21 protein-coding genes are annotated in these 22,846 nt (G+C 69.6%); 13 read left to right on the top strand and 8 right to left on the bottom strand.

The window, feature by feature from the left end:
* Positions 1-61: 61 nt before the first annotated feature.
* The 3 genes from katG to AC1DW0_RS18345 all read left to right on the top strand — a co-directional run bounded on the left by katG (position 62) and on the right by AC1DW0_RS18345 (position 3,543).
* Positions 62-2,224, top strand: a complete 2,163-nt coding sequence (gene katG / locus AC1DW0_RS18355) for a catalase/peroxidase HPI (RefSeq protein WP_477947236.1) — start codon at positions 62-64, stop codon at positions 2,222-2,224.
* Positions 2,225-2,443: 219 nt separating this feature from the next.
* Positions 2,444-2,938: a Dps family protein gene (locus tag AC1DW0_RS18350; protein ID WP_056200854.1), complete on the top strand. Its 495-nt coding sequence runs from the start codon at positions 2,444-2,446 to the stop codon at positions 2,936-2,938.
* Positions 2,938-3,543 carry a type 1 glutamine amidotransferase family protein gene (locus tag AC1DW0_RS18345; protein WP_477947234.1) on the top strand — a complete coding sequence of 202 codons (606 nt, stop codon included), beginning with the start codon at positions 2,938-2,940 and terminating at the stop codon, positions 3,541-3,543. The genes AC1DW0_RS18350 and AC1DW0_RS18345 overlap by 1 nt, the downstream gene beginning before the upstream one ends.
* On the opposite strand, the gene AC1DW0_RS18340 is transcribed toward AC1DW0_RS18345, so the two are convergent.
* Complete coding sequence (locus AC1DW0_RS18340) at positions 3,518-4,546, bottom strand: fatty acid desaturase family protein (RefSeq protein WP_162247827.1); 1,029 nt, start codon at positions 4,544-4,546, stop codon at positions 3,518-3,520. The genes AC1DW0_RS18345 and AC1DW0_RS18340 overlap by 26 nt on opposite strands.
* Positions 4,547-4,751: 205 nt before the next feature.
* Here AC1DW0_RS18340 and AC1DW0_RS18335 point away from each other — a divergent pair, with 205 nt between their 5' ends.
* The 4 genes from AC1DW0_RS18335 to AC1DW0_RS18320 all read left to right on the top strand — a co-directional run bounded on the left by AC1DW0_RS18335 (position 4,752) and on the right by AC1DW0_RS18320 (position 8,739).
* Entirely contained in the window at positions 4,752-5,324 is a 573-nt protein-coding gene (locus AC1DW0_RS18335) for a hypothetical protein (RefSeq protein WP_056200862.1), read from the top strand.
* Complete coding sequence (locus tag AC1DW0_RS18330; protein ID WP_477947232.1) at positions 5,321-6,358, top strand: sensor histidine kinase; 1,038 nt, start codon at positions 5,321-5,323, stop codon at positions 6,356-6,358. The genes AC1DW0_RS18335 and AC1DW0_RS18330 overlap by 4 nt, the downstream gene beginning before the upstream one ends.
* Positions 6,355-7,047, top strand: a complete 693-nt coding sequence (locus tag AC1DW0_RS18325) for a LytR/AlgR family response regulator transcription factor (protein WP_056200869.1) — start codon at positions 6,355-6,357, stop codon at positions 7,045-7,047. Before AC1DW0_RS18330 ends, AC1DW0_RS18325 begins: the two co-directional genes overlap by 4 nt.
* A 63-nt stretch (positions 7,048-7,110) precedes the next feature.
* Entirely contained in the window at positions 7,111-8,739 is a 1,629-nt protein-coding gene (locus tag AC1DW0_RS18320; protein WP_056200871.1) for a peptide chain release factor 3, read from the top strand.
* 6 nt (positions 8,740-8,745) lie between these two features.
* Here the strand turns inward: AC1DW0_RS18320 and AC1DW0_RS18315 are convergent, their stop codons facing one another.
* Entirely contained in the window at positions 8,746-9,315 is a 570-nt protein-coding gene (locus AC1DW0_RS18315; RefSeq protein WP_477947229.1) for a DUF3617 domain-containing protein, read from the bottom strand.
* 151 nt (positions 9,316-9,466) lie between these two features.
* Between AC1DW0_RS18315 and AC1DW0_RS18310 the strand changes: the two genes are divergently transcribed.
* Positions 9,467-10,198 (top strand): zf-TFIIB domain-containing protein, encoded by a 732-nt coding sequence (locus AC1DW0_RS18310; RefSeq protein ID WP_477947228.1) that lies wholly within the window; start codon positions 9,467-9,469, stop codon positions 10,196-10,198.
* Positions 10,198-11,370: a tetratricopeptide repeat protein gene (locus AC1DW0_RS18305; protein ID WP_477947226.1), complete on the top strand. Its 1,173-nt coding sequence runs from the start codon at positions 10,198-10,200 to the stop codon at positions 11,368-11,370. Before AC1DW0_RS18310 ends, AC1DW0_RS18305 begins: the two co-directional genes overlap by 1 nt.
* 7 nt (positions 11,371-11,377) lie before the next feature.
* Here AC1DW0_RS18305 and AC1DW0_RS18300 read toward each other — a convergent pair whose 3' ends face one another.
* Positions 11,378-11,656 carry a hypothetical protein gene (locus AC1DW0_RS18300; protein ID WP_477947225.1) on the bottom strand — a complete coding sequence of 93 codons (279 nt, stop codon included), beginning with the start codon at positions 11,654-11,656 and terminating at the stop codon, positions 11,378-11,380.
* A gap of 61 nt (positions 11,657-11,717) precedes the next feature.
* Between AC1DW0_RS18300 and AC1DW0_RS18295 the strand changes: the two genes are divergently transcribed.
* The 3 genes from AC1DW0_RS18295 to AC1DW0_RS18285 all read left to right on the top strand — a co-directional run bounded on the left by AC1DW0_RS18295 (position 11,718) and on the right by AC1DW0_RS18285 (position 17,742).
* The gene (locus AC1DW0_RS18295) at positions 11,718-12,809 is read left to right on the top strand and encodes a PQQ-dependent sugar dehydrogenase (RefSeq protein ID WP_477856408.1); all 1,092 of its coding nucleotides are present in this window, start codon (positions 11,718-11,720) and stop codon (positions 12,807-12,809) included.
* A 107-nt stretch (positions 12,810-12,916) separates the two neighbouring features.
* On the top strand, positions 12,917-17,017 hold the full coding sequence (locus AC1DW0_RS18290) for a hypothetical protein (protein WP_457352133.1): 4,101 nt from the start codon (positions 12,917-12,919) through the stop codon (positions 17,015-17,017).
* A gap of 272 nt (positions 17,018-17,289) precedes the next feature.
* A complete protein-coding gene (locus tag AC1DW0_RS18285) occupies positions 17,290-17,742 on the top strand; it encodes a hypothetical protein (protein ID WP_457352131.1) in 453 nt (150 codons plus the stop codon).
* A 780-nt stretch (positions 17,743-18,522) separates the two neighbouring features.
* Here the strand turns inward: AC1DW0_RS18285 and AC1DW0_RS18280 are convergent.
* Together AC1DW0_RS18280 and AC1DW0_RS18275 are read right to left on the bottom strand one after the other, a co-directional pair.
* The gene (locus AC1DW0_RS18280; RefSeq protein WP_457352129.1) at positions 18,523-19,386 is read right to left on the bottom strand and encodes a hypothetical protein; all 864 of its coding nucleotides are present in this window, start codon (positions 19,384-19,386) and stop codon (positions 18,523-18,525) included.
* A gap of 136 nt (positions 19,387-19,522) precedes the next feature.
* Positions 19,523-19,981 (bottom strand): thiamine-binding protein, encoded by a 459-nt coding sequence (locus AC1DW0_RS18275; RefSeq protein ID WP_457352127.1) that lies wholly within the window; start codon positions 19,979-19,981, stop codon positions 19,523-19,525.
* 331 nt (positions 19,982-20,312) lie between these two features.
* Here AC1DW0_RS18275 and AC1DW0_RS18270 point away from each other — a divergent pair, with 331 nt between their 5' ends.
* Positions 20,313-21,377, top strand: coding sequence for a pirin family protein (locus AC1DW0_RS18270; RefSeq protein ID WP_477947222.1), 1,065 nt, complete (start codon positions 20,313-20,315; stop codon positions 21,375-21,377).
* 5 nt (positions 21,378-21,382) lie between these two features.
* On the opposite strand, the gene AC1DW0_RS18265 is transcribed toward AC1DW0_RS18270, so the two are convergent.
* From AC1DW0_RS18265 to AC1DW0_RS18255, 3 genes are all read right to left on the bottom strand, one after another.
* Positions 21,383-21,673 carry a chaperone modulator CbpM gene (locus AC1DW0_RS18265; RefSeq protein WP_056200899.1) on the bottom strand — a complete coding sequence of 97 codons (291 nt, stop codon included), beginning with the start codon at positions 21,671-21,673 and terminating at the stop codon, positions 21,383-21,385.
* On the bottom strand, positions 21,670-22,638 hold the full coding sequence (locus AC1DW0_RS18260; protein WP_056200901.1) for a DnaJ C-terminal domain-containing protein: 969 nt from the start codon (positions 22,636-22,638) through the stop codon (positions 21,670-21,672). The genes AC1DW0_RS18265 and AC1DW0_RS18260 overlap by 4 nt, the downstream gene beginning before the upstream one ends.
* A 68-nt stretch (positions 22,639-22,706) precedes the next feature.
* A complete protein-coding gene (locus AC1DW0_RS18255; RefSeq protein ID WP_477947456.1) occupies positions 22,707-22,829 on the bottom strand; it encodes a gamma-butyrobetaine hydroxylase-like domain-containing protein in 123 nt (40 codons plus the stop codon).
* Positions 22,830-22,846: the final 17 nt, after the last annotated feature.

The following is a 22,846-nucleotide window of genomic DNA, read 5'->3' as shown; positions in this document are numbered from 1 at the left end:
AAATCCAAAACTCAATAGTCATCATTAAGCTTCGGTCTCCCCCCAGACACCAGGAGCTGACATGAGCGACCCGACCTCCAAGAGCGAAGGCAAGTGCCCCTTCCACCACGCCGCCGGCAGCGGCACGACGAACCGGGACTGGTGGCCCAACCAGCTGCGCGTCGACCTGCTGAACCAGCATTCGAGCAAGTCCGACCCGCTCGGCGACGGGTTCAACTACGCCGAGGCCTTCGCCAAGCTCGACTACCCGGCGCTCAAGGCCGACCTCGTCAAGCTGATGACCGACAGCCAGGACTGGTGGCCGGCCGACTTCGGCCACTACGGCCCGCAGATGATCCGCATGGCCTGGCACGCGGCCGGCACCTACCGCACCACCGACGGCCGCGGCGGCGGCGGGCGCGGCCAGCAGCGCTTCGCGCCGCTGAACTCCTGGCCCGACAACGTCAACATCGACAAGAGCCGCCGCCTGCTGTGGCCCATCAAGCAGAAGTACGGCCAGGCCATCTCCTGGGCCGACCTCTTCATCCTGACCGGCAATGTGGCGCTGGAGTCGATGGGCTTTCGCACCCTGGGCTTCGCTGGCGGCCGCGCGGACGTCTGGGAACCCGACATGGACGTCGCCTGGGGCGCCGAGACCAAATGGCTGGCCGATGACAAGCGCTTCGAGGGCGAGCGCAACCTCGTCGCCAGCGTCGGCGCGACCCACATGGGCCTGATCTATGTGAACCCCGAGGGGCCCAACGCCAACGGCGACTACCTGGCCGCGGCCAAGGACATCCGCGCCACCTTCGGCCGCATGGCCATGGACGACGAGGAGACCGTCGCGCTGATCGCCGGCGGCCACACCTTCGGCAAGGCCCATGGCGCGGCACCCGAGCACCACAAGGGCCTTGAGCCCGAGGGTGCCGGCATCGAGTCCCAGGGCCTGGGCTGGACCAGCGGCTTCGGCGGCGGCCATGGCAAGGACACCATCTCCAGCGGCCTGGAAGTCACCTGGACCCAGACCCCCGCGCAGTGGAGCAACCACTTCTTCGACAACCTGTTCAAGTACGAGTGGGAGGCCACCACCTCGCCGGCCGGCGCCAAGCAATGGGTGGCCAAGAACGCGCCCGAGGACATCCCCGACGCTCACGTCCCGGGCAAGTTCCACAAGCCCACCATGCTGACGACCGACCTGACGCTGCGCTTCGACCCCGAGTTCGGCAAGATCTCCCAGCGCTTCCGCGACGACCCGCAGGCCTTTGCCAACGCCTTCGCCCGCGCCTGGTTCAAGCTGACCCACCGCGACATGGGCCCCAAGGCGCGCTACCTCGGCCCCGAGGTGCCGCAGGAAGACCTGATCTGGCAGGACCCGCTGCCCGCGCCCAGCCATCACCCCACCCCCGGCGACATCGCCGACCTGAAGGCCAGGATCGCCGCCTCGGGCCTGTCCGTCGGTGACCTCGTCTCCGTGGCCTGGGCCTCGGCCTCGACCTTCCGCGGCGGCGACAAGCGCGGCGGTGCCAATGGCGCCCGCCTGGCGCTGGCACCGCAGACGGATTGGGCCGTCAACAAGCCGGCCATCCAGGCCCTGCCCAAGCTGATGGAGATCCAGCGGGCCTCCGGCAAGGCGTCCCTCGCCGACGTCATCGTGCTGGCCGGCGTCGTCGGCATCGAGCAGGCCGCCCAGGCCGCCGGTGTGACGGTGGAGGTGCCCTTCACGCCCGGCCGCGTTGATGCCACCCAGGCCCAGACCGATGTCGAATCCTTCGCCGTGCTCGAACCCCTGGCCGACGGCTTCCGCAACTACAGCAAGGGCAATCTGGGCGCATCCACCGAAGCCCTGCTGATCGACCGCGCCCAGTTGCTGACGCTGACCGCGCCCGAGCTGACCGCGCTGGTGGGCGGCCTGCGCGTGCTGGGCACGAATACCGATGGCAGCAAGCACGGCCAGTTCACCGACAAGCCCGGCACGCTGAGCAACGACTTCTTCGTCAACCTGCTCGACATGGGCACGGTCTGGAAGCCGACGGACGCCAGCGCCGAGATTTTCGAAGGCCGCGACCGCAAGAGCGGTGCCGTCAAGCACACCGGCACGCGCGCCGACCTCATCTTCGGCAGCAACTCCGTGCTGCGCGCCTATGCCGAGGTCTATGCCAGCGCCGACGGCAGGGCCAGGTTCGTCAAGGACTTTGTCGCCGCCTGGACCAAGGTCATGGAACTGGACCGCTTTGACATCCAGTGAGCCCCTCGTCCGGCCCCGCATCGCTGAACGCGAGCGTGGCTGACCGGTCCCCCGCGGGGACGGCGATGCTCGCGGCATCGAGCCGCAAGCACATCGCCCAAGGCGGGCCGGCTTGGGAGCGGCCCTGCGCTCGGCCCGCAAGCTGACGTCACGACCCCGTTGACCCCGGGGTGGGCCGAATCCGTTAGGCTCACCCCGTACCGTTTTGGAGCCCCCCGCATGGCCAAGAAGTCCGCCGCCCCGTCCATCAGCATCGGCATCAGCGAGAAAGACCGCGCCGCGGTTGCCGCCGGCCTGTCCAAGCTGCTGGCCGAGACCTACACGCTCTACCTGACGACGCACAACTTCCACTGGAACGTCACGGGCCCGATGTTCAACAGCCTGCATGCGATGTTCATGGCCCAGTACACCGAGCTGTGGAACGCGGTCGACCCCATCGCCGAGCGCATCCGCTCCCTGGGCTTCCCGGCGCCCGGCAGCTATGCCCAGTTCGCCAAGCTCAGCGGCCTGCCCGACGCGCCCGCCACGCCGCCCAAGGCCATGAAGATGGTCGAGGTGCTGATGCAGGGCCACGAGGCCGTCGCCCGCACGGCGCGCGCGCTGTTCCCGCTGGTCGACAAGGCCAGTGATGAGCCGAGCGCCGACCTGCTGACGCAGCGACTGACAGTGCACGAGCAAACCGCATGGATGCTCCGGAGCCTGCTGGAGGAGTGATGAAAGTCGCCGTCCTCACATTCGACGGCTTCAACGAGCTCGACAGCTTCATCGCGCTGGGCCTGATCAACCGGCTCTATGCCCAGGGCTGGTCGGCCGCCATCACCAGCCCGAACGCGCAGGTGACGTCGATGAACGGCGTGGTCGTCACGGCCCAGCAGCCGCTGGAGTTCGCCAACGAGGCCGACGTCGTGCTGTTCGGCAGCGGCATCCACACCCGCGCCATCGCCAACGACAGCGCGCTGCTGGATCGGCTGCAGCTCGACCCGGTGCGCCAGCTCATCGGCGGCCAGTGCTCGGGCACGCTGCTGATGGCCCGCCTCGGGCTGCTGGCGGACATGCCTGCCTGCACCGACTCGACCACCAAGCCCTGGGTCATCGAGGCCGGCGTGCGCGTCGTCGAGGAGCCCTTTCATGCCCGCGGCCCCATCGCCACGGCCGGCGGCTGCCTGGCCGCGCAATACCTGGCCGCGTGGGTCATGGCCTCGCGCGCCGGGCTGGACGCCGCGCGCAGCGCGTTGCATTACGCAGCGCCGGTCGGCGAGAAGGAAGCCTACGTGGAGCGCCTGATCGGCGTCGTCAAACCTTTCCTGCCGCAGGCCTGACCGCCCGCGTCGCCTGCCGCAGTCGGCCGATGCCCTCGGCGACGGAGCCCACCCTCACCTGGTGGTATTCAGAGTCGGCCGGCAGCTGCTCCATCAGCCGGCGGTTGGCCGTCGGCAGCGCGTGATAGGGCAGGTAGGGCGCCACGTGGTGCAGCGCGTGGAAGCGCAGGCCCACGGGGCAGAGCAGCACCGAGATCGGGCCGTTGGAGTCGACGTTCAGCGAGTCCAGCAACTGGCCGCGCGCATCGCGGCCTTCAAGCTCCTCGACGTAGAGATGCGTGCCGCCCATCGCGCGGATGGTGTTCAGCGTCGCAATCAGCACGACGAGCAGCGCCCAGGCCGCCACCCACACCCAGCCCGCAAAGACGCCGATGGCCACCAGCGCCCAGCCCCAGGCGCAGCACCACCACTCGACCGCCATCGCCTCGGCGCGGGCGCTTTCCTTGATGGCCGGCGCACGAAACGGCATACGCAGGGCCATGTGGACGAACTCCGGGATCATCTTTTCGCGGATGGGCGGCAGCACGGCGGCCAACGGCGTCAGGACGGCGAAGCGCACCCACAGCGCCAGCGGCAGCGCGAAGTTCAGCGCAAACAGCTTGGCGCTGGCCAGGCCGGCGCGACCCTGGAACTGGTCGTACTCGCCGTCCTCACGGGTGCCATAGGTCGCCTTGTTGTGGTGGCCCTGGTGGATGGGCAGATAGAGCATGAAGGGGATGAGCAGCGGCACGCCGGAGACCGCATGCCAGGTCAGGCGAAAAGCCTTCATGCCCTGCTGGTGGAAGATCTCGTGGATGAAGGCCAGCGTGCGGTAGAGCAGCAGCACCGCCGCGACGAAGGCGAGCGTGCGCAGCAGCGGCGCCCCCGGCAGCACGGCGACGACCAAGGCCACCCATCCCACGGCGGCGCAAAGCAGCAGGTCGGCGAAGTAATGCGCCTGGTTGGGCTCGCGCAGGTCGGCCACCAGCTCCTGCACCCGCTTCATGTCAACCTGTTTATCCATCGTGCTCTCGTCTTGCAAAACCCGCCCACGATAATTCAGCGGCAATCCGCGCTCCATGTTTTCCGGACGAGCGGTATCCGTTGATGTCGACTTTTGACGCCTTGCCGCGCGCCCGGCGACCGTTCGCCCCGTTGCCCGGCGAGTCGGGCCTCACCCACCTAGTCTGCGTGCGGACCGATTCGTGTCCGTCACGGGAGATTGATTGATGAAAGCCTCAGCCATCGTTGCCGCCATCGGGGTGGGCGTGCTCGCCACGGCCCTTGCCAAGCCCACAGGCCTGCCTTCGGGTTGGCTGCAGACCGGCAGCGCCAAGACCTGCGAAGGCTCGGTGGTGCCGGCCAACGGCGCGCCTAGCGCCAAGGTCTTCAACATCGAGTGCAAGCCAGACACCGAGGGCTTCTCGACACTGATGCAGCAGATCGGCAGCGCCGACTATGCCGGCAAGCGTGTGCGCCTGACCGCCCAGGTCCACGGCGACCAGATCGCTGCGTGGGCCGGCCTGTGGATGCGCGCCGACAGCGGCCAGCGGCCCGGCACCGCGTTCGACAACATGAACGACCGGCCGCTGCGCGGCAGCTTCGGCTGGCAGACCGCGCAGGTCGTACTGGACATTCCCGCCGACGCAACGACGCTGAGCTTCGGCTTCCTGCTGGAAGGCACCGGCCAGTTGCAGGCCACGCAGTTCCAGCTGGACGTGGTGCCCGCCAGCACGCCGACGACCGGCCAGGGCCCCATCCAGGTGTTGCCGCGCCAGGCCGGCAACCTGACCCCGCCTTGAACCGCACCGCGCGCACGCTGGGCGGCGAGCTGGCCCAGGCCCTGAGAGAGGAAAGGCTGGGCTGGCAACGGCCCGGCCCGCTGCTGGCCGGCGTCGCGCTGTTTGCACTGGCGGCGCCCTGGTTGCGCGATCACGGCGCCTGGGCGCTGTCCCTGGGCTTGTGGCTGGGCCACGCCATCACCGATGGCCTGTGCGGCCTGGTTGCCCGGCGGATGCGGCCCGAGCACCACGGCGCCTTGCCTGGCCTGCTGTTCCTGGCCCTGCTGCTGGGCGCGATGTCCGGTTGGTCCGCCGAGCAGGGCCTGACGCGCGAGCTGCTGAGCGGCAATGACCGCATCACCCGTGCCTGGCTGCACTTCAGCTTCTGCGCCCTGCTGCTGGGCCTGCCGCTGCTGCAAGGCCTGCGCCGCCAACGCGCCGTGCAGCGCGTGGAACAGGAGCGCGCCCGGTTGCGCGCCGAGCTGCAGATGCTGCAGGCGCAGATCGAGCCGCATTTCCTGTTCAACACGCTGGCCACGCTGCGCAGCTTCGTGCGCCAGGGCTCGGAGCGCGCGCTGCCGCTGCTGGACGCCGTCAGCGGCCTGCTGGAGACCACGCTGGAGCGGGTGCGCCAGGCCGAGGACTCGACGCTGGGCCAGGAGTGCCAGATCGTCGAGCACTACCTGGCCATCATGGCACTGCGGCTGGGCGAGCGGCTGAGCTACCGCGTCGAGGTCGACCCCGAGCTGCACGACCTGCCCCTGCCACCGCTGATGCTGCAGCCGCTGGTGGAGAACGCCATCCAGCACGGTATCGAGCCCAGCGAGAGCGGCGGGCAGGTGCTGTTGCAAGCCGAACGGGCCGACGGGCAGTTGCGGCTCAAGGTCATCAACAACGGTTGCGCGCTGACGGCAGACGCGACCGCAGGCCACGGCCTGGCCCTGGTCAACCTGCGCCAGCGCCTGCAAGCCCTGCACGGCGGCCGCGCCGGCCTGAGCCTCGCCACCAACGCTGACGGCCTGACCGAGGCCACGCTCATCCTGCCGATGCCATGACGACTGCGCTGATCGCCGACGACGAACCCCAGCTGCTTGAAGAGCTGCAGCAACTGCTGGGAGAGGCCTGGCCCGAGCTGGAGATCGTCGCCCAGGCCCGCAACGGCACCGAGGCGCGCCGACTGCTGGACGAGCTGCGCCCCGACATCGCCTTCCTCGACATCCGCATGCCCGGCATCGACGGCCTCGGCCTGGCCCAGCTCGCGCCGCCGGCCACCCGCCTGGTCTTCGTCACGGCGCATGCCGAGCACGCGCTGGCTGCCTTCGAGCGCGCGGCGGTGGATTACCTGCACAAGCCCGTCACGCCCGCCCGGCTGGCGGCCACGGTACAGCGACTGCAGGCGGCTCAACCCCAGCGGTCGGATCTGCGCTTCCTGCAGGCCTGGACCGGCAACACGATGAAGCTGCTGGACGTGGACCACCTCGCCGCGCTGCGCTCGGAGCTGCGCCACACGCGGGCGCTGAGCCAGGGCGGTGAACAGCTGCTGCTGCGCACCTCGCTGGGCGAGCTGCAAAAGGAGCTGGACCCGCAACTTTTCTGGCAGATCCACCGCGGTTCGGTGGTCAACGCGCGGGCCATCGAGCGCATCGAGCGGCGCGACGACGGCGAGCTGTGGGTGCACCTGCGCGGGCTGGCCCAGGCGCTGCCTGTGAGCCGTGCGCACCGGGGGCGGTTCAAGGGCATGTAGCTGGGGAGGGTCTCAAGCAAGAGGCCCACGGATAATCCCGGGCTAGCCTGCTTCCAGAACTCCATGTCCGAAACCACCGCCAGCCGCATCGAGACGGAAGTCCGCCGCCGCCGCACCTTCGCCATCATCAGCCACCCCGACGCCGGCAAGACCACGCTGACGGAGAAGCTGCTGCTGTTCTCCGGCGCCATCCAGATCGCCGGGTCGGTGAAGGCGCGCAAGGCCACGCGGCATGCGACGTCGGACTGGATGGAGATCGAAAAGCAGCGCGGCATCTCGGTGGCGTCGTCCGTCATGCAGATGGAGTACCGCGACTGCGTCATCAACCTGCTGGACACCCCCGGCCACCAGGACTTTTCTGAAGACACCTACCGCGTACTGACGGCCGTGGACGCGGCGCTGATGGTCATCGACGCCGCCAACGGCGTGGAGCCGCAGACCCGCCGCCTGCTGCAGGTCTGCCGCGCCCGCAACACACCCATCCTGACCTTCGTCAACAAGATGGACCGCGAGGTGAAAGACCCGCTGGCGCTGATGGACGAGATCGAAGCCGAACTGGGCATGACGGTCGTGCCGTTCACCTGGCCGGTCGGCATGGGCAAGCAGTTCCACGGCGTGATGGACCTGCGCCAGCAACGCATGCGCGTGTTCGCTCCCGGCGAGGACCGCGCCGCCGGCACCGAGGAAGTGCTGGAAGGCCTGGACAACCCCGCCTATGCCGAGCGCTTCGGCATGCAGTACGACCAGGCCAAAGGCGAGATCGAACTGGTGCGCGAGGCGGCCCCCGCGTTCAACCGCGAGGAGTTCCTGACCGGCAAGCAGACGCCGATGTTCTTCGGCTCGGCCGTCAACAACTTCGGCGTACAGGAGGTGCTGGACGCCCTCGTTGAGCTGGCCCCCGCACCGGACTCGCGCGTCGCCATGCAGCGCACGGTGCAGCCCGATGAGCCCAAGTTCACCGGCGTGGTGTTCAAGATCCAGGCCAATATGGACCCGGCCCACCGCGACCGCATCGCCTTCCTGCGCGTGGCCTCGGGTCACTTCGAGCGCGGCATGCGCCTGAAGGTCGTGCGCTCCGGCAAGGAGCTGCGGCCCAACACGGTGGTGAGCTTCCTGTCACAGCGCCGCGAGCTGCTGGACGAGGCCTTTGCGGGCGACATCATCGGCATCCCCAACCACGGCGTGCTGCAGCTGGGCGACACCATCACCGAAGGCGAGGCGCTGCAGTACACCGGCCTGCCCTTCTTCGCGCCGGAAATGTTCCGCGCCGTCGAAGTGGCGGACCCATTGAAGACCAAGCAGCTGCGCGCCGGCCTGACGCAGCTTGGCGAAGAGGGCGCCATCCAGGTTTTTCGCCCCATTGCCGGCAGCGTGCTGTTGCTCGGCGCCGTCGGCCAGCTGCAGTTCGAAGTCGTCGCGCACCGGCTGGAGCATGAATACGGCTGCAAGGCCCGCATCATGCCGAGCCGCTTCCAGGTGGCACGCTGGGTGACCTGCGACGACCCGGCGGAGCTGAAGCGCTTCATCGACGCCAACGATCACCGCATGGCCTATGACGCGGTCGACGCGCCCACGGTGCTGGTGGAGTACGCGCCCGAGCTGCGCGCCATCGAGAGCAACTGGCCCAAGATCAAGTTCCACGCACTGCGCGAGCACGCGGGACTGGTGTTCCAACAAAGGCTGGATGGCTGAGGCTCGTCAGCAGGACGAGCCCAGCCAGCGGCCGGTGGACAGCATGCGCTGGTCCACCTCCTCGGTGCCCACCGCATTGCCGTTGCGGCCATCGACCGCATTACCCCGACCCTTGAGTTCGATGCGGTAGCTGCTCGGGCCATAGGTGGCCGCGAAGCTGCCCTGCGTCAGCCCGCCGCCGCCGGTGCGGCAGACGTATTTGCCCGTCGCCTCGCTGGTGTTCATCTTGGTGGCGCTCAGCTCGCATTTCCAGGGACCGCTGCCGCTGAGGGCCGACTCCAGATAGGCGGCCAGGTCGATCTTCGCTTGCTGCGGACTCAGGCAGGCCTGCTTCTCGGCGGCCTGCTGGCGGTCCATCTCCGCCTTCTGCGCATCGGTCAGGCGACCGCGCAGCTTGGCCCGCAGCGCCTGGACCCCGGGCTTGATGGACTGGCCGTTGATCCAGATCTCGCTTTCGGACGTCCACAGGCCGGGATTGACCTCGAGGATGGGCGCGGCGACGCAGGCGCCCGCGAACAGGGTGAGGGACAACGCGGCCGGCAGGACGCTGAGACGGATCGGACGAAGCTGGGACATGGATGTCGGCCGGGAGGCTAGCAAAAGGCGCGCATTGCAGCAGTTCGAGCGAGACGGCGACATCCCTCGGTTGCAAGTCACGCTGCGGCCGCGTCAGTGACGCCAGCTCAGGCACCAAAATGCGCCAGCGGCAATCCCACTCACTTCAACGATGCCTACGCCCTCGTCCCGCCCCTGCCCCTCCTGCAACGACGCCATGCAGGTGCATGAGCTGCCCGGCCAGTACGACAGCCGGGTGGAGATCGACTTCTGCTTCGGCTGCCAGGGCATCTGGTTCGACAGCATGGAGAACCTCAAGCTGGCGCCCGCCGCGGTGGCCACGATGTTCAAGGAGATGCATCGGCACCGCGACGCGCCGCATGCGCCGCTCGCCGGCCGGCTGCGCTGCCCGCAATGCCGCGGCGGCCTCGCAAAAGGCTTCGACGTCGTGCGCAGCGGCCGCTTCATCACCCACCGCTGCGAGAACCGGCACGGGCGCTTCAGCAGCTTCTCGTCCTTCATGATCGAGAAGGGCTTCGTGCGCCAGCTCACCAAGCCCGAGATCGCCGACATCGCCAGAAAGGTCGGCGTCATCAATTGCAGCAACTGCGGCGCGCCGGTGGACCTGCGCAAGGAAGACAGTTGTTCGCACTGCCGCTCGGCGCTGTCGCTGCTGGACCCGGAGGCCGTGGAGAAGGCGTTGCAGAACTACGCCAAGGCGCCATCCGCTCATGCTGCGCCCGCAACCGCTGTGGCAGACGCCCTTGTCGCGATGGCGCGCGAGCGCTCGCGCACGGGACGCCTCGACGTCTGGCCGGCCGACGCCAGGCTCACCGGCGCAGGTCTGGCGGTGGATCTGTTCGCTGTGGGCCTCACCCTCGTCAGCAGCTTGTGGGATGACTGATGCCCAGCGATTTCGACAAAGGCCTGGCCCTGCACCAGCAAGGGCGGCTCACCGAGGCCGAACTGCTGTACCGCCGCGTGCTGCGCACGGCACCGAGGCATTTCGACGCGCTGCACTTGCTGGGCGTCATTTGCGGCCAGACCGACCGCTTCGACGAGGCGCTGGACCTGCTGCACCGCGCCCTGGCCCAGCGCCCCGGCAGCGCGCCGGCGCTGAACAACCTGGGCAACACCCTGGGCAGCCTGGGCCGCCACCAGGAGGCCGTGCAGGCCTTCGAGCGCGCACTGGCGGTGCGCCCTGAAGACGCCAAGGCGCTGCGCAACCGCGGCACCAGCCTGCGCGCGCTGGAGCGGCCCGTCGAAGCGCTGGCCAGCTTCGACGCCGCCCTGGCCCTGCAGCCCAGCTACGCCGAGGCGCTGATCGGCCGCGCCGAATGCCTGTTGACCCTGCACCGCCGCTCGCAGGCCATCGAAGCCTTCCAGCAGGCCCTGCCCTTGGGCAAGGACGTCGACCAGATCCGCTATGCCCTGGCCGCTCTCGGCATCGAACCCGCGCCGCCCACGGCGCCCGCCGGCTATGTCGAGGCCTTGTTCGACATGTATGCCCACAACTTCGACGACCACCTCGTCAAGACCCTCGGCTACCGCACACCCGAGTTGCTGGTCGCGGAACTGCAGCGCGCCGATCCACCCAGCGGTAGCGAGGTCATCGACCTCGGCTGCGGCACCGGCCTGTGCGGGCCGCTGCTGCGCCCGGTGAGCCGAAGGCTGACCGGCGTGGACCTGTCCGGCCTGATGCTGGCCAAGGCGCGCGAGCTGGGCCTGTATGACGAACTGGTGCAGGGCGACATCGTCGCGGCGCTGCAGGGGCCGCCGCAGCGCTTCGACATCGCCATTGCCGCCGACGTGTTCGTCTACATCGGCGACCTGGAAGCCGTGTTCACCGCCACCGCGGCCGCGCTGCGCGCGGGCGGGTTGTTCGCCTTTTCGGTCGAGGCTTGCGAAAGCGGTGACTTCGCCCTCGGCACCAAGCGGCGCTACGCCCATTCGCTGCCCTATCTGCGGCGCCTGGCTGCCGCCCATGGCTTCACCGTCGAGTCATCCACACGTTGCGCCATCCGCAAGGAAAGCGATGAAGCCGTCGATGGGCTGCTGGTCGTGATGCGCCGCTGAACCCGGCTCAGCGCAGCTTCTTGGCGTAGTTGTCGCGCACGTGCTGGCTGATGTAGGTCGACAGCCCGCGGCCGGCAAGGGCCAGCCGCTTCATGTCCGACACGACCTCGCGCCCCGGGTGCTCCACGTCGTAGACATAGATCGAGCCGTTGATGAACTGCACGGCAATGCCCGCCGGGCCAGTGGCAAAGGCCACCACGCCCGAGTCACCCTCGCGGTTGGCATAGCGCTGCATCTTCACAGTGGAGGACTGGCAAGCAGCGTGCCGGCGGGGCATGCCATTCATGGGCAGCGAGGCGAGCGGGGCGCTGCGATGATGTGCTTTTCCTTCCAGCCCCACAGAGCCGATGAGCAAGCGCCTTGTCCCCCTTGTTGCGGCCCTGAGCTGCACCCTCGCCCAGGCCGCCCCAGAACTCGAAACCGTCGTCGAAGGCCTCAAGACCCCCTGGGCGGTCGCCTTCCTGCCTGGCGGCCAGCTCCTCATCACCGAACGCGATGGCGCCATGCGCACGGCCCAACCCGGCGGCAAGCCCAGCGCCCCCATCGCGGGCGTGCCGGCTGTGGACGCCGTCGGCCAGGGCGGCCTGCTGGACGTGCAGCTGGACAGCGACTTCGCGCGCAACCGCACGATCTACTTCTGCTACGCCGAGCCGGGTGCCAACAAGACCAACAGCACGGCCCTGGCGCGCGCGCGCCTCAGCGAAGACGCCAAGCGCCTCACCGACGTCAAGGTCATCTTCAGCCAGAAGCCCAAGGTCGAGAGCAAACATCACTTCGGCTGCCGCATCGCCGAGGCGCCGGACGGCAAGCTCTTCCTGAGCCTGGGCGAGCGCTTCAGCGGCATGCAGAGCGCGCAAACGCTGGACAACCACCTCGGCAAGATCGTGCGCCTGGGCAAGGACGGCAGCGTGCCGGCCGACAACCCCTTCGTGAACACGCCCGGCGCCCTGCCGGAGATCTGGAGCTATGGCCACCGCAACTCGCAGGGCCTGACGCTGGACGCGCAAGGCCGGCTGTGGGAACACGAGCATGGCCCGCAAGGAGGCGACGAGCTCAACCTCATCACGCCCAAGCTCAACTACGGCTGGCCCGTCATCACCTACGGCGAGAACTACGGCGGCGGCAAGATCGGCGACGGCATCGCCGCCAAGGCCGGCATGGAGCAGCCCATCGTGAAGTGGGTGCCGTCCATCGCGCCCGCCGGCCTCGTGCGGCTCAAGAGCGCCAAGTACGGCCCGGCCTGGCAGAACAGCTTCTTCATCGGCTCGCTGAAGTTCGGCCACCTGGAACGCGTCAAGCTCGATGCCGACAACCGCCCCGCCGAGCAGGAACGCCTCTTCCCCGACGCCGGCCGCATGCGCGACGTGCGCGAGGGGCCGGACGGGCTGCTCTATCTGGTGCTGGAAGCACACGGCCGCATCGTGCGGGTGAAGCCCTGAGCCGCGCCCGCAACCAGGCCATGATGCTGCGGCCAAGGCCTCGCACACCCTAGGTCGAACACACCGGTACTTCTGCGAGCATGCGGCCCTGAACCCAGGGAGGGCTCATGCCGCCGAATGCTCCGTTCGCACGTTCGATCCGCGCCGCGCTGCTGGCGCTCGCCGCCATCTCGGCCCAGGCCGCCCCGCTCACCACCGCCGAGCTGCCCGCCACCACGCGCGACTGGCTGCCCTGGGCTCAGCAAGGCCAGCCGCCACTGGGCTGCCCGACACCCATGGATGCCGCCGAGCCGGCCGTCTGCGTCTGGCCGGGCCGGCTGCAGCTCGGTGCCGGGCCGCGTGACGCGACGTTCAGGCTGGAGGTGCGGGTCTTCGGCGCTCCGGCACGCGTGGCCCTGCCCGGCGAGGCCGGCGCGTGGCCGCAAGACGTGAAGGCTGGCGGCACGGCGCTGGCCGTCGTCGAGGCCGACGAGCACCCCGCCGTCTGGCTGGCGCCGGGCGTGCATGTCGTCGAAGGCCGCATCGTCTGGACGGAGATGCCGCAGAACCTCGCCGTGCCGGCCGGCCTGGCGGCCATCGTCGTGACCAGCGATGGCGCCACGCAGGCCCGCGCGCCGGACGGCGAAGGCCGGCTGTGGCTGCGCGCCGTCGCCAGCCCGGCCGAGGCCAGCGACAGCGTCAGCGTGCAGACCACGCGTCTCGTCGACGACGACCTGCCGCTGACGGTGACGACCGTCTTCGAGCTGCGCGTGGCCGGCCGTGCCCGCGCCGTGGAGCTGCCGCTGGCCCTGCTGCCGGGACTGCGCGCCATGCAGCTGGACAGCCCGTTGCCGGCCCGCCTGGCGGATGACGGCCGCCTCGTCGTGCAGGCGCGGCCCGGCAACTGGCATGTCGAGTTGCGCGCGCGGCTGAGCGCGCCGGTGCAGGCGCTGACGCTGCCCGGCACGGCAGCGGACGAAGAGGTCTGGGTCGTCAAGGCCCAACCCGCGCTGCGGCTGATCCGCCCCGAAGGCCCGGCCAGCGTGGACCCGCGCCAGGTCGAGATGCCCGAGGCCTGGCGCGCGCTGCCGGCCTTTCGCTTGAAGCCCGGCGAGACGCTGAAACTGACCGAGCTGCAGCGCGGCAACGCCAAGCCCGCGCCCGACACGCTGACGCTGGCGCGCCGGCTGTGGCTGGACTTCGACGGCCAAGGCCTGACGGCCAGTGACAGGTTCGAGGGCCAGCTGTCGGCCAGCTCGCGCCTGGCCATGCCCGCGCCCGGCCAGCTCGGCCGCGCGGCGCTGGGCGGGCAGGACCAGCCCATCACCCGCCTGGCCGCCGACGGCCCCGCCGGCTTCGAAGTGCGCCAGCGCAACGCCCGCATCGAGGCCGACAGCCGCTGGCCGCGCAACGGCGCCCTGCCCGCCAGCGGCTGGAGCGCCAGCGTGGACAGCCTGAGCGCCACGCTGCAGCTGCCGCCCGGCTGGCGCCTGCTGCACGCGCAAGGCCCCAGCCGCGCCGACGGTGCCTGGGTGTCGATGTGGACGCTGTGGGATTTCTTCTTCGTGCTGCTGGCGGCGCTGGCCGCCTACCGGCTGCTGGGCTGGCGCACGGGCCTGCTGCTGGGCGCCGCGCTTGCGCTGACCTGGCACACGCCCGGCAGCCCGCCGGCGGCGCTGTGGTTCGGCCTGCTGGCGCTGACGGCGCTGGCGCGCGTGCTGCCGGCGGGGCGGGCGCGGGCCGCGTTCGCGCGTGGCCAATTGGCGGTGGCCGCCATGCTGGCGCTGGTGTTGCTGGTGTTCGCGGTGGCCGAGCTGCGCCAGGCAATCTATCCGAGCCTGGAGCACAACGGCATGGCCTGGGGCATGGCCAAGGAGGTGGCAGCACCAAGCGAGGTGCAGATCATCGAGGAGAAGGTGGTGCCGCCGCCCGAATTCCAGGTGGCCGCCCCTGCGCCGCCTGATCGAAGAATGCCCGCTGCCGAACAGCGGCTGGAGTCTGTCGTCGTCTCGGGCAGCAAGGTCCGCAAGGACGCGTACGCCAGCAGCGACCTCAGCCGCGTCGACCCCGGCGCCCGCGTGCAGACCGGCCCTGGCCTGCCGACCTGGAGCTGGCGCGCCCATCGGCTCAGCTGGAGCGGCCCTGTCACGCCCGAGGAGACGCTGAACCTGTGGCTGCTGCCGCCCTGGGCGACGGCGCTGCTCAAGCTCGCCGGCGTGGCGCTGCTCGCGCTGGCGCTGGCCGCCGTGGCGGGCTGGAAGCTGCCGCGCCTGCCATCCTTGCAGCGGGCCGGCGGTGTGGCGGCCGCAGCCCTGTTGCTGGCGCTGGCGCTAGCGCCCCAACCGAGCGAAGCCCAGGCTTCTACCTCGGCACCGTGGCCCAGCGACGAGCAGCTGCAGGCGCTGCGCGGCAAGCTCGCCGCGCCGCCCGACTGCCTGCCGCGCTGCGCCGAGCTGGCGCGGTTGCTCATCAGTGCGTCGGGCTCGGCGGTGCAGCTGCGCGCCGATATCCACGCGCTGGCGCTGGTGGCCGTGCCGCTGCCCGGCCAGGGCACGGGCTGGCAGCCGGGCAGCGTGCTGCTGGACGGCCAGCCCGCCGCAACGCGACGCGACGACGAGGGCCGCCTGCTGATCGCCGTGCCGGCCGGCGTGCACCAGGTCTTGCTCGCCGCCGATGTCGGCAGCGCCAGCGGCCTGGACATCGCGCTGCCGCTGCCGCCGCGCACGCTGCAGACCGAACTCAAGGGCTGGACGCTGGCCGGCCTGGATCCGAACGGCCAGAGCACGGGCGCGATCACGCTGAGCCGCGAGGCCGTAGCCGGCAGCCGGCGTGCCGAGGACGCCGGCACCCAGCGCGACGCGCTGCCGCCGCTGGTACGCGTGGACCGTCGCCTGACGCTGGGCCTGCGCTGGCAGGTGCACACGCGCATCGAGCGCCTGGCCGCGAGCCGGGCACCGCTGCGCGTGCGCTGGGCGCTGCTGCCGGGCGAGGCGGTCAGTGACGCACGCGTGACGGTGGACGGCGGCGTGGCCAGCCTGCAGCTCGGCGGCGAGGACACCGTCGAGGTGGCCAGCAGCCTGCCACCGGGCGACGCGCTGACGCTGGTGGCAGGCAAGGAGCCCCATCAGGTCGAGCGCTGGACGCTGGCCGCATCGGCGCAATGGCACGTGGACGCCAGCGGCCTGCCGGCGACGGCGCTGCAGCAGGGCGGCGACTGGCTGCCCGAATGGCGACCCTGGCCCGGCGAGACACTGAAACTGGCTATCGCCAAGCCCGCCGGCGTGGGCGGCCAGACGTTGACGCTGGACGATGTGCGCACCACCATCAAACCCGGCGAGCGCAGCAGCGATGTGGAGCTGTCGATGCGCCTGCGCGCCAGCCTCGGCGGCACGCACGCGCTGAAGCTGCCGGCCGGCGCCGAACTGCTGGACGTGCAGATCAATGGCCAGAAGCTGGCCCTGCAGCCACGCGACAACGTGCTCAGCCTGCCGCTGACGCCGGGCCCGCAGATTGTCGACATCCACTGGCGCGAGCCCGCCGGCATGGGGGTGCTGTGGCGCCACGAGGGCCTCGCCCTGGGCCTGCCCGGCGTCAATGACGCGCTGACATTGCACGTACCCGAGGACCGCATCGTGCTCGCCGTGGGCGGCCCGCTGATCGGGCCGGCCGTGCTGATCTGGGGCGCCCTCGGCGTCGTCCTCGTGCTGGCCTGGCTGGCGCCGCGCGGCTTGCCAGGGCTGATGGGCCGGCCGGCCTGGATAGTGCTGGCGCTGGGCGTGGCGCCGGTGTCGCTGAGCGCGCTGGCCGTACTGGCCGGCTGGTTCGGCGCGCTGGAGGCCCGCCGCCGCTGGGGCCAGCTCGGCCGGCGCGGCATGCGCATCGCCGTGCAGATCCTGCTCGTACTGCTGACGCTGGCAGCCGTGGGCGCGCTGCTGGAGGTGCTGCGCACCGGCCTGCTGGGCTACCCGGAGCTACTCGTCGCCGGGCCGGGGTCGAGCAGCACGCTGCTGAACTGGACGAGCGACCGCTTCACCGAGCACACGGCCGGTGCGTGGGTACTGAGTGCGCCGGTGTGGCTGTACCGCGCGGCCATGCTGGCCTGGGCGCTGTGGCTGGCCGTGTCGCTGCTGCGCTGGGTGGGCTGGGCCTGGGCTGCGTTCAGCGTGGGTGGGGCGTGGCCGGCGAAGGCTGTGGCCAGCGAGGAGAATTCAGCGAAGGGGAGCAAGTGATTGGGGATGGCCGGCTCAAGGTTTGAGCGGCCATCCGCCGCTTGGGCGACGCCTGCGTGCCAGGAGCGGTCGGTCACGAACGACCGGTCGCAGGCATCCACCAACCGCGTGCTCGCGGGCTATGCTGTTCCGGGCGGCAAGGGACCACCGACAACACGATCGCCAGCCAGATGACTGTCCATGTGAACCTTCTGCCCGGGCTTCCGCCATACGGGCCCTTGCCAACGGCATTCCCAGCGGAGTGGGGTACTACTGGGCGCGAGGGCACCGTCGTGGAGTTCGTGACGGAGAGCGGGCCCTGGGTGGCCAATTTCAGGCCCGGATTGGCAGGCATTCACATGGCCGATGTGCACCCGAACGGGCGTGACGCATTGGTGATTGCATCGGGTGACCTCTGGGTAGTGAACCCCGTGCGCAAGACCGCCGAGTACGTGCTACCGGTGATTGATTCCGCATTCGAAGTGCAGAACCCCGGCGGTTGGGTCTTCACCAGACAGGGCATTGCATTGGTGCGCCTGGGGCCGGATGGCATTCGATGGCACACGAAACGCCTCTCGTGGGACGGCTTCGACAGGCTGCGCATCGATTCAGAGCGTGTCTCAGGCTTTGCTTGGTCCCTAGACAGCGAGTGGGTCCCATTCGAAGTCGAGTTGGCCACCGGTCGATCGACCGGTGGTAGCTTCTCCGATGACGATGCCGAAGGCTGGGAACAGCTTGCCAATTGAGCCCTCGCCGGTGCTGGCTAACAGGGCGCTCGATACGGACGCCCAGCCGCGGGCCTTTGCTTGGCTCCGTCCTCTCCTTCGTCAGGGGTCAAATCGAGTCGGCGGATCCCGGCCAACTCCGGTCGTCGGTGCGAGGCCGCTTACAGGCAGCCCAGAAAACCGCTGCGACCCTGCTCGCACCGAAAATGCGGCTCGCGCATGCCCCGCGCAGCATCAGACAGGGCCGAGCCATGAACTTCCCTCCCGCCAATTTCGATCCGTCCATCGACCCCACAGCCGATCAGGTGCTCGCGTGAGAACTGTGCTTCGCTACGCTGTCGCTCTGATACCAGCTATCGCTACCGTCGGTTGGTGGCAGCTCGCGCAGTGGGCATACGGTCACTATGACTGCTCAGGCAACTTGAAGGGCTTGCAACCCTGTTACGTCGGCGGAGTCAATATCCAGATGTTCCTCGGCATCGGATTGTTCTGGTGCCAGTTGCTTTCATGGCTGGCGGTTCCCCTGTCAATTTGGCTATGTTTTCGCGCGTATGCACGGCGCTTTGAACAGCAGCCATCGGGCGACGCCTAACCATTCCTGGAAGCGGACGCCTGGCGGCGCCGCTTGAGTGAAGCGTTGAACGTCTGCTCTAGGGCGGTCTAGTTCGGCTCGGTCGATTTCCGCTCTGGGTCGATAGCCGCCGCCCTCACGCCCGCCCCGCTAGAGGTGGCTTTTGGGAGGTGACTGCCGTTTCACTGCCCGATCCCGGCAGCACGTCAATACCGAAACCCGATACGGTTTTACTCGCCTGCGCCCCTTGACACTGGCTTGACCGGGCCGACCTCCACCGAACCGCGCACCGAGCGGTAGGCGGCCTGCTCCACGAGCTGGTTGAGTTGCGTCACGATCTCGGCCGGCGAGAACTGCTCGATCACGTCGATGGAGTTGGACTTCGGGTCGCTGTACTTGGTGTGCGTGAACTGCGGCTTGCGCGCGACGATGGCCAAGGTCTTGGCATCCAACGTCACCCGCTCGAAGGAGATGAAGGGGGCCACGTAGGCCTTGTCTTTCTGCTGCTCGCCGGTGCGCGGGTTGATGGTGGTCTGGTCCCGGTCCGCGTAGGCCTGCTTGCGATCGATGCCGTCCTCGTCGAGCAGCTCCCACTGGTTGCCGGTGGGCTTGACGTAGATGCCGATGCCGCCGAGCCGGCTGGGCATGCCCTCGCGCGACTCCCAGACGTAGCGCGGCAGGATGGCCTCGATGCGGTCCCACTCCACGCGCCGTGGTATCTGGGCCAGGCGCTCGCGCAGGGCATCGAGCACCAGCGCATCGCGGGCCTCGAACGAGGCGTTCTTCAGCTGCTCCGCGAGCCCGGGGTTGGCGCTCCAGCGCAGCATGATGCGGCGCGAGGCGGGCTCCTCGGCGGCCAGGGCGCTGTCCAGGCCGCGCAGCACGGCCATGTTCAGCAACTGCGGATCCACCTGCACCGTGCGGCGCGAGAAGTCGTCCATGCTGCTGGCGCGCTTGCCGCGCTGCTTGACGATGCTGAGTTGGTCGCCGAGCGTGGAGATGAGCGCGATGGTCTGCGCAGGTTTGGCGGCTTCCTGGGCTGGCACGGCCAAGGGCAGCGCGATGACCGCAGCAGCCAATAGTCCTTTGAGCATCGATTCACCTCCCGGGTGCTTCCGGGAGCGGATGCTAACGCCACGAATCAGGTGTTCTTGGCGAGCCTGAACGGGTTCCGGCTCACGCCCTGGCGTCTCCTCCGAGCGCGCGGCGGTACCGCGCGCTCGGGTTGCCTTACTTGCGGAACTTGCGAACCAGGTCGTCGACGCGAGGCCCGCCGGCCTGGGCCGCGCCGGAGACCTTGATGATGCTCAGCGTGCGCTCGGCGCCGGCTTCGAGGGTGGCCTCGTGGACGGCTTGCAGCAGCGGCCAGATCTTCTCGGGCGGGCCTTCGACGACGGTGCCCATGGCGTGTACCTCGTAGTGCAGGCCGGAGGCCTGAATGACGGCGATGGCGGCGTCGACATGCTTGTAGCGGTCGTCCGCCGTGCCGGCCGGCCGAGGGATGACCTGGATCTCGGCAATCATGTGCCGGCTGGTGGCTGGTGTGGTGGCCGGCGTGGAGGCGGCGGATGGCGCCTGCTGCGGAGCAGGTTGTGCCTGTTGCGCCCACGCCGCGCCGCTGGCCAGGAGCGACAGCGACAGGAACGAAAGCCGGAAACGACGCAAATGCGAGAACGATGGATGTGCCATGTGCAACTCATGCAGATGGCAGGTCGGCAAGCGTTCGGGGCCGCAATGCCGGCGCAAGAAAGTGAAAGCCGGCGGGCCCCTGAACGTGCTTCCCTGCGCGAGGATTACCTCAATCAGGTTCAAAGGGACTCTCTCAGTCAGCGCGCGCCTTGCGGTCGCGCCAACACCCCCAGCGGTTGGCCGCATCGAAAGCCTGGTGGCTGCCGGCGTGGCCGACCGCCAGTGTAGAGAAGCCTGCCGGCATGGCCGAAATCGACAGGCTGCCCAACAAGGGCATCCGCAGCAAGGTCACCCGACACACGCTAGGCTGACGCCTCTTCAGGATGTCGCCATGACCACAGCCGCCTCGCCACCCGCCATCGTCTCCATCTCGCCGCTGGGCATGCCCTGGGAGACGCTCGACCCCTTCCTGTTCTGCGTCCACCACGACGACGCCTACCCACCCGGCAACGGCCGCTACGGGCCGGATGCGGCGTTGCTGAAGGGCCGCCAGATCGGCTCGGACTTCTCAGGGCAGGGCGGCTGGAGCATGTATCACGGCCAGCAGGTGCCCGGCTTCCCGGCCCACCCGCACCGCGGCTTCGAGACGGTGACGATCGTGCGCCAGGGCCGCATCGATCACGCCGACTCGCTGGGCGCCGGCGCGCGATTCGGGGGCGGCGACGTGCAGTGGCTCACCGCTGGCCAGGGCATCGTGCACGCGGAGATGTTCCCGCTGCTGCACACGGACAAGCCCAACCCGCTGGAGCTGTTCCAGATCTGGCTCAACCTGCCGGCCGCCAGCAAGATGGTGGCGCCGCACTTCACGATGTTCTGGTCGCAGGAGATCCCGCGGCACCGCTTCGTCGACGACGCCGGGCACGCGACCGACGTCGTCTGCATCGCCGGTGCCCTGCCAACGCCCGCCGGGGTGACCCAGCCGCTGGCGCCGCCGCCTGATTCCTGGGCCTCGCGCCAGCAGGCAGACGTGGCCATCTGGACCCTGCGCCTGGCGCCGGGTGCGCAGTGGGTGCTGCCGCCGGCGACGGGCGCGGACACGCGCCGCAAGCTCTACTTCTTTGCCGGCGCACGGATCACCGTCGATGGCCATGCCGTGGCCACGCGGCACGCGATCGAGCTGCGAGCCGGCGCCGCGGTCACGCTCGTCAATGGCGGAGAAACAGCAGCCGAGTTGCTGATGCTGCAGGGCCGCCCCATCGGCGAGCCCGTCGCCCAATACGGCCCCTTCGTCATGAACACGCAGCAGGAGCTGCACCAGGCCTTCGAGGACTACCGCCGCACCCAGTTCGGCGGCTGGCCCTGGAGCGACCCGGCGCCGGTGCATGGTGACGAGGCCGGCCGCTTCGCACGGCATGCCGACGGCCGGACGGAACTGTTCCCGTCGCAGGAGGATTGATCGTTCTATCCGCCCGCCCTGAGCCGGTGGATCTCCTCGAGCAGGTCCACCACCAGCGCCGCGAGTTCCTGGTTGGCGTCGAAGTCCTGTTCGATGGCCAGCAGCCGGCCGGCGCGGTGCAGATGCGGGCTGGCGAAGCGCCGGCTTTCGCCTTCGCCACTGTGGCAGCCCAGCAGGCCGGCATCCAGCCGCTGGCTCAGCCAGTCGACGCTGACGCCGCAGGCGCAGGCCAGCTCTTCGAGCGTCAGCGTCTGCTCGTCGATGACCACGCCGACCAGCACATCACCGTCGTTCATGGCTCGCCTTCTGCGCGGGGGTGGAAGTCACGACCGACGGCAGCGGCCATGACCTCGTAGGCGGCACGCGCGCCCGGCAGCGTGGAGGGCGGCAGCACGACCTCGACCTCCAACACCATGTCGCCTGCCGGCTCACCTGCCAGGCCGCGGCCCTTCAAGCGCAGGCGCTTGCCATGCGGTGTGTCCGGTGGCACGGTCACGCTGACCGTGCCGGCAGGCGTGGCGGCGCTCACGTCGCCGCCCAGCGCGGCCTCCCAGGGCGTCAGCGGCAGCTGTTCATGTACGTCACGGCTCTTCTCACGGGCGACGTCCTTGAACTGGATCTCCAGGTACAGGTCGCCGCTTGCGCCGCCGCCACGGCCCGCCGAGCCCTGTGCCGGCAGGCGGATGTGCTGGCCCGCGCGTATGCCCTTGGGGATGCGGACCTGCACGTTGCGCACGACGACGGCACGGTGGCCCTGCTCGTCCGGCGCCAGGCCGCGCACGTTGACCGAGCGTACGGCGCCGTCGATGGCGTCTGAGGCGTCGATGACCAGCTTGACGTGCTCATCGGTCCCGCGTTCGGGCTTGGCGTCCGGCGGCTCGGGCTTGGCATCGCGGCCGAACATGCTGGTGAAGAAGTCGCTGAAGCCCTGGCCAGCGCGCCCCGCGGTCGCTCCGCCTTCATAGGTGAAGCCCTGCTGCCAGTCGCTGGGGAGCTCGGGCTCGGCGGGTTTGCCGGCGCCAGTGGTCGCCTGCTGCAGCGCCTGATGGCGCCGGCGCACGCCGTCATAGGCGACGCGGCGCTGCGGGTCGGCCAGCACGTCGTAGGCCTCGTTGATGCGGGCCATGGACGCATGTGCATCGGCGGACTGGTTCACGTCGGGGTGAAGCAGCCGCGCCTGACGCCGGTAGGCCTGCTTGATGGCAGCCGCATCGGCATCGGCGGCGACACCCATGACCCGGTAATAGTCTTCAAAGCGCATGGGCCGAGTATGGAATTGCGGCGCGCGGGTACTGTCGGACGGGGCCGCCTTCCGCGGCGGACGGGTTCCTACGTCGCGGCGTTGACAGGCCCCAGCTCCCGCAGCCAGGTCCAGGGGTAGATGCCGCGGTCGTGGCCGTCGCTGAAGATGAGGTTCAGGGCGTAGCGGCCCACCGGCACGGCATCGACCAGCTCGGCCGGTGCGGGTG

The sequence above is a fragment of the Roseateles sp. P4_D2 genome (genome assembly GCF_056401875.1).
Note: the sequence above shows the minus strand (reverse complement) of the source record. Positions and strands in the feature narration are given on the sequence as shown.

What these genes read in the sequence shown, in the direction of transcription:
- katG (WP_477947236.1), top strand. Translation starts at nt 62, where the DNA reads ATGAGCGACCCGACCTCCAAGAGCGAAGGCAAGTGCCCCTTCCACCAC.
- AC1DW0_RS18350 (WP_056200854.1), top strand. Translation starts at nt 2,444, where the DNA reads ATGGCCAAGAAGTCCGCCGCCCCGTCCATCAGCATCGGCATCAGCGAG.
- AC1DW0_RS18345 (WP_477947234.1), top strand. Translation starts at nt 2,938, where the DNA reads ATGAAAGTCGCCGTCCTCACATTCGACGGCTTCAACGAGCTCGACAGC.
- AC1DW0_RS18340 (WP_162247827.1), bottom strand. Translation starts at nt 4,546, where the DNA reads ATGGATAAACAGGTTGACATGAAGCGGGTGCAGGAGCTGGTGGCCGAC.
- AC1DW0_RS18335 (WP_056200862.1), top strand. Translation starts at nt 4,752, where the DNA reads ATGAAAGCCTCAGCCATCGTTGCCGCCATCGGGGTGGGCGTGCTCGCC.
- AC1DW0_RS18325 (WP_056200869.1), top strand. Translation starts at nt 6,355, where the DNA reads ATGACGACTGCGCTGATCGCCGACGACGAACCCCAGCTGCTTGAAGAG.
- AC1DW0_RS18320 (WP_056200871.1), top strand. Translation starts at nt 7,111, where the DNA reads ATGTCCGAAACCACCGCCAGCCGCATCGAGACGGAAGTCCGCCGCCGC.
- AC1DW0_RS18315 (WP_477947229.1), bottom strand. Translation starts at nt 9,315, where the DNA reads ATGTCCCAGCTTCGTCCGATCCGTCTCAGCGTCCTGCCGGCCGCGTTG.
- AC1DW0_RS18310 (WP_477947228.1), top strand. Translation starts at nt 9,467, where the DNA reads ATGCCTACGCCCTCGTCCCGCCCCTGCCCCTCCTGCAACGACGCCATG.
- AC1DW0_RS18305 (WP_477947226.1), top strand. Translation starts at nt 10,198, where the DNA reads ATGCCCAGCGATTTCGACAAAGGCCTGGCCCTGCACCAGCAAGGGCGG.
- AC1DW0_RS18300 (WP_477947225.1), bottom strand. Translation starts at nt 11,656, where the DNA reads ATGAATGGCATGCCCCGCCGGCACGCTGCTTGCCAGTCCTCCACTGTG.
- AC1DW0_RS18295 (WP_477856408.1), top strand. Translation starts at nt 11,718, where the DNA reads ATGAGCAAGCGCCTTGTCCCCCTTGTTGCGGCCCTGAGCTGCACCCTC.
- AC1DW0_RS18290 (WP_457352133.1), top strand. Translation starts at nt 12,917, where the DNA reads ATGCCGCCGAATGCTCCGTTCGCACGTTCGATCCGCGCCGCGCTGCTG.
- AC1DW0_RS18280 (WP_457352129.1), bottom strand. Translation starts at nt 19,386, where the DNA reads ATGCTCAAAGGACTATTGGCTGCTGCGGTCATCGCGCTGCCCTTGGCC.
- AC1DW0_RS18275 (WP_457352127.1), bottom strand. Translation starts at nt 19,981, where the DNA reads ATGGCACATCCATCGTTCTCGCATTTGCGTCGTTTCCGGCTTTCGTTC.
- AC1DW0_RS18270 (WP_477947222.1), top strand. Translation starts at nt 20,313, where the DNA reads ATGACCACAGCCGCCTCGCCACCCGCCATCGTCTCCATCTCGCCGCTG.
- AC1DW0_RS18265 (WP_056200899.1), bottom strand. Translation starts at nt 21,673, where the DNA reads ATGAACGACGGTGATGTGCTGGTCGGCGTGGTCATCGACGAGCAGACG.
- AC1DW0_RS18260 (WP_056200901.1), bottom strand. Translation starts at nt 22,638, where the DNA reads ATGCGCTTTGAAGACTATTACCGGGTCATGGGTGTCGCCGCCGATGCC.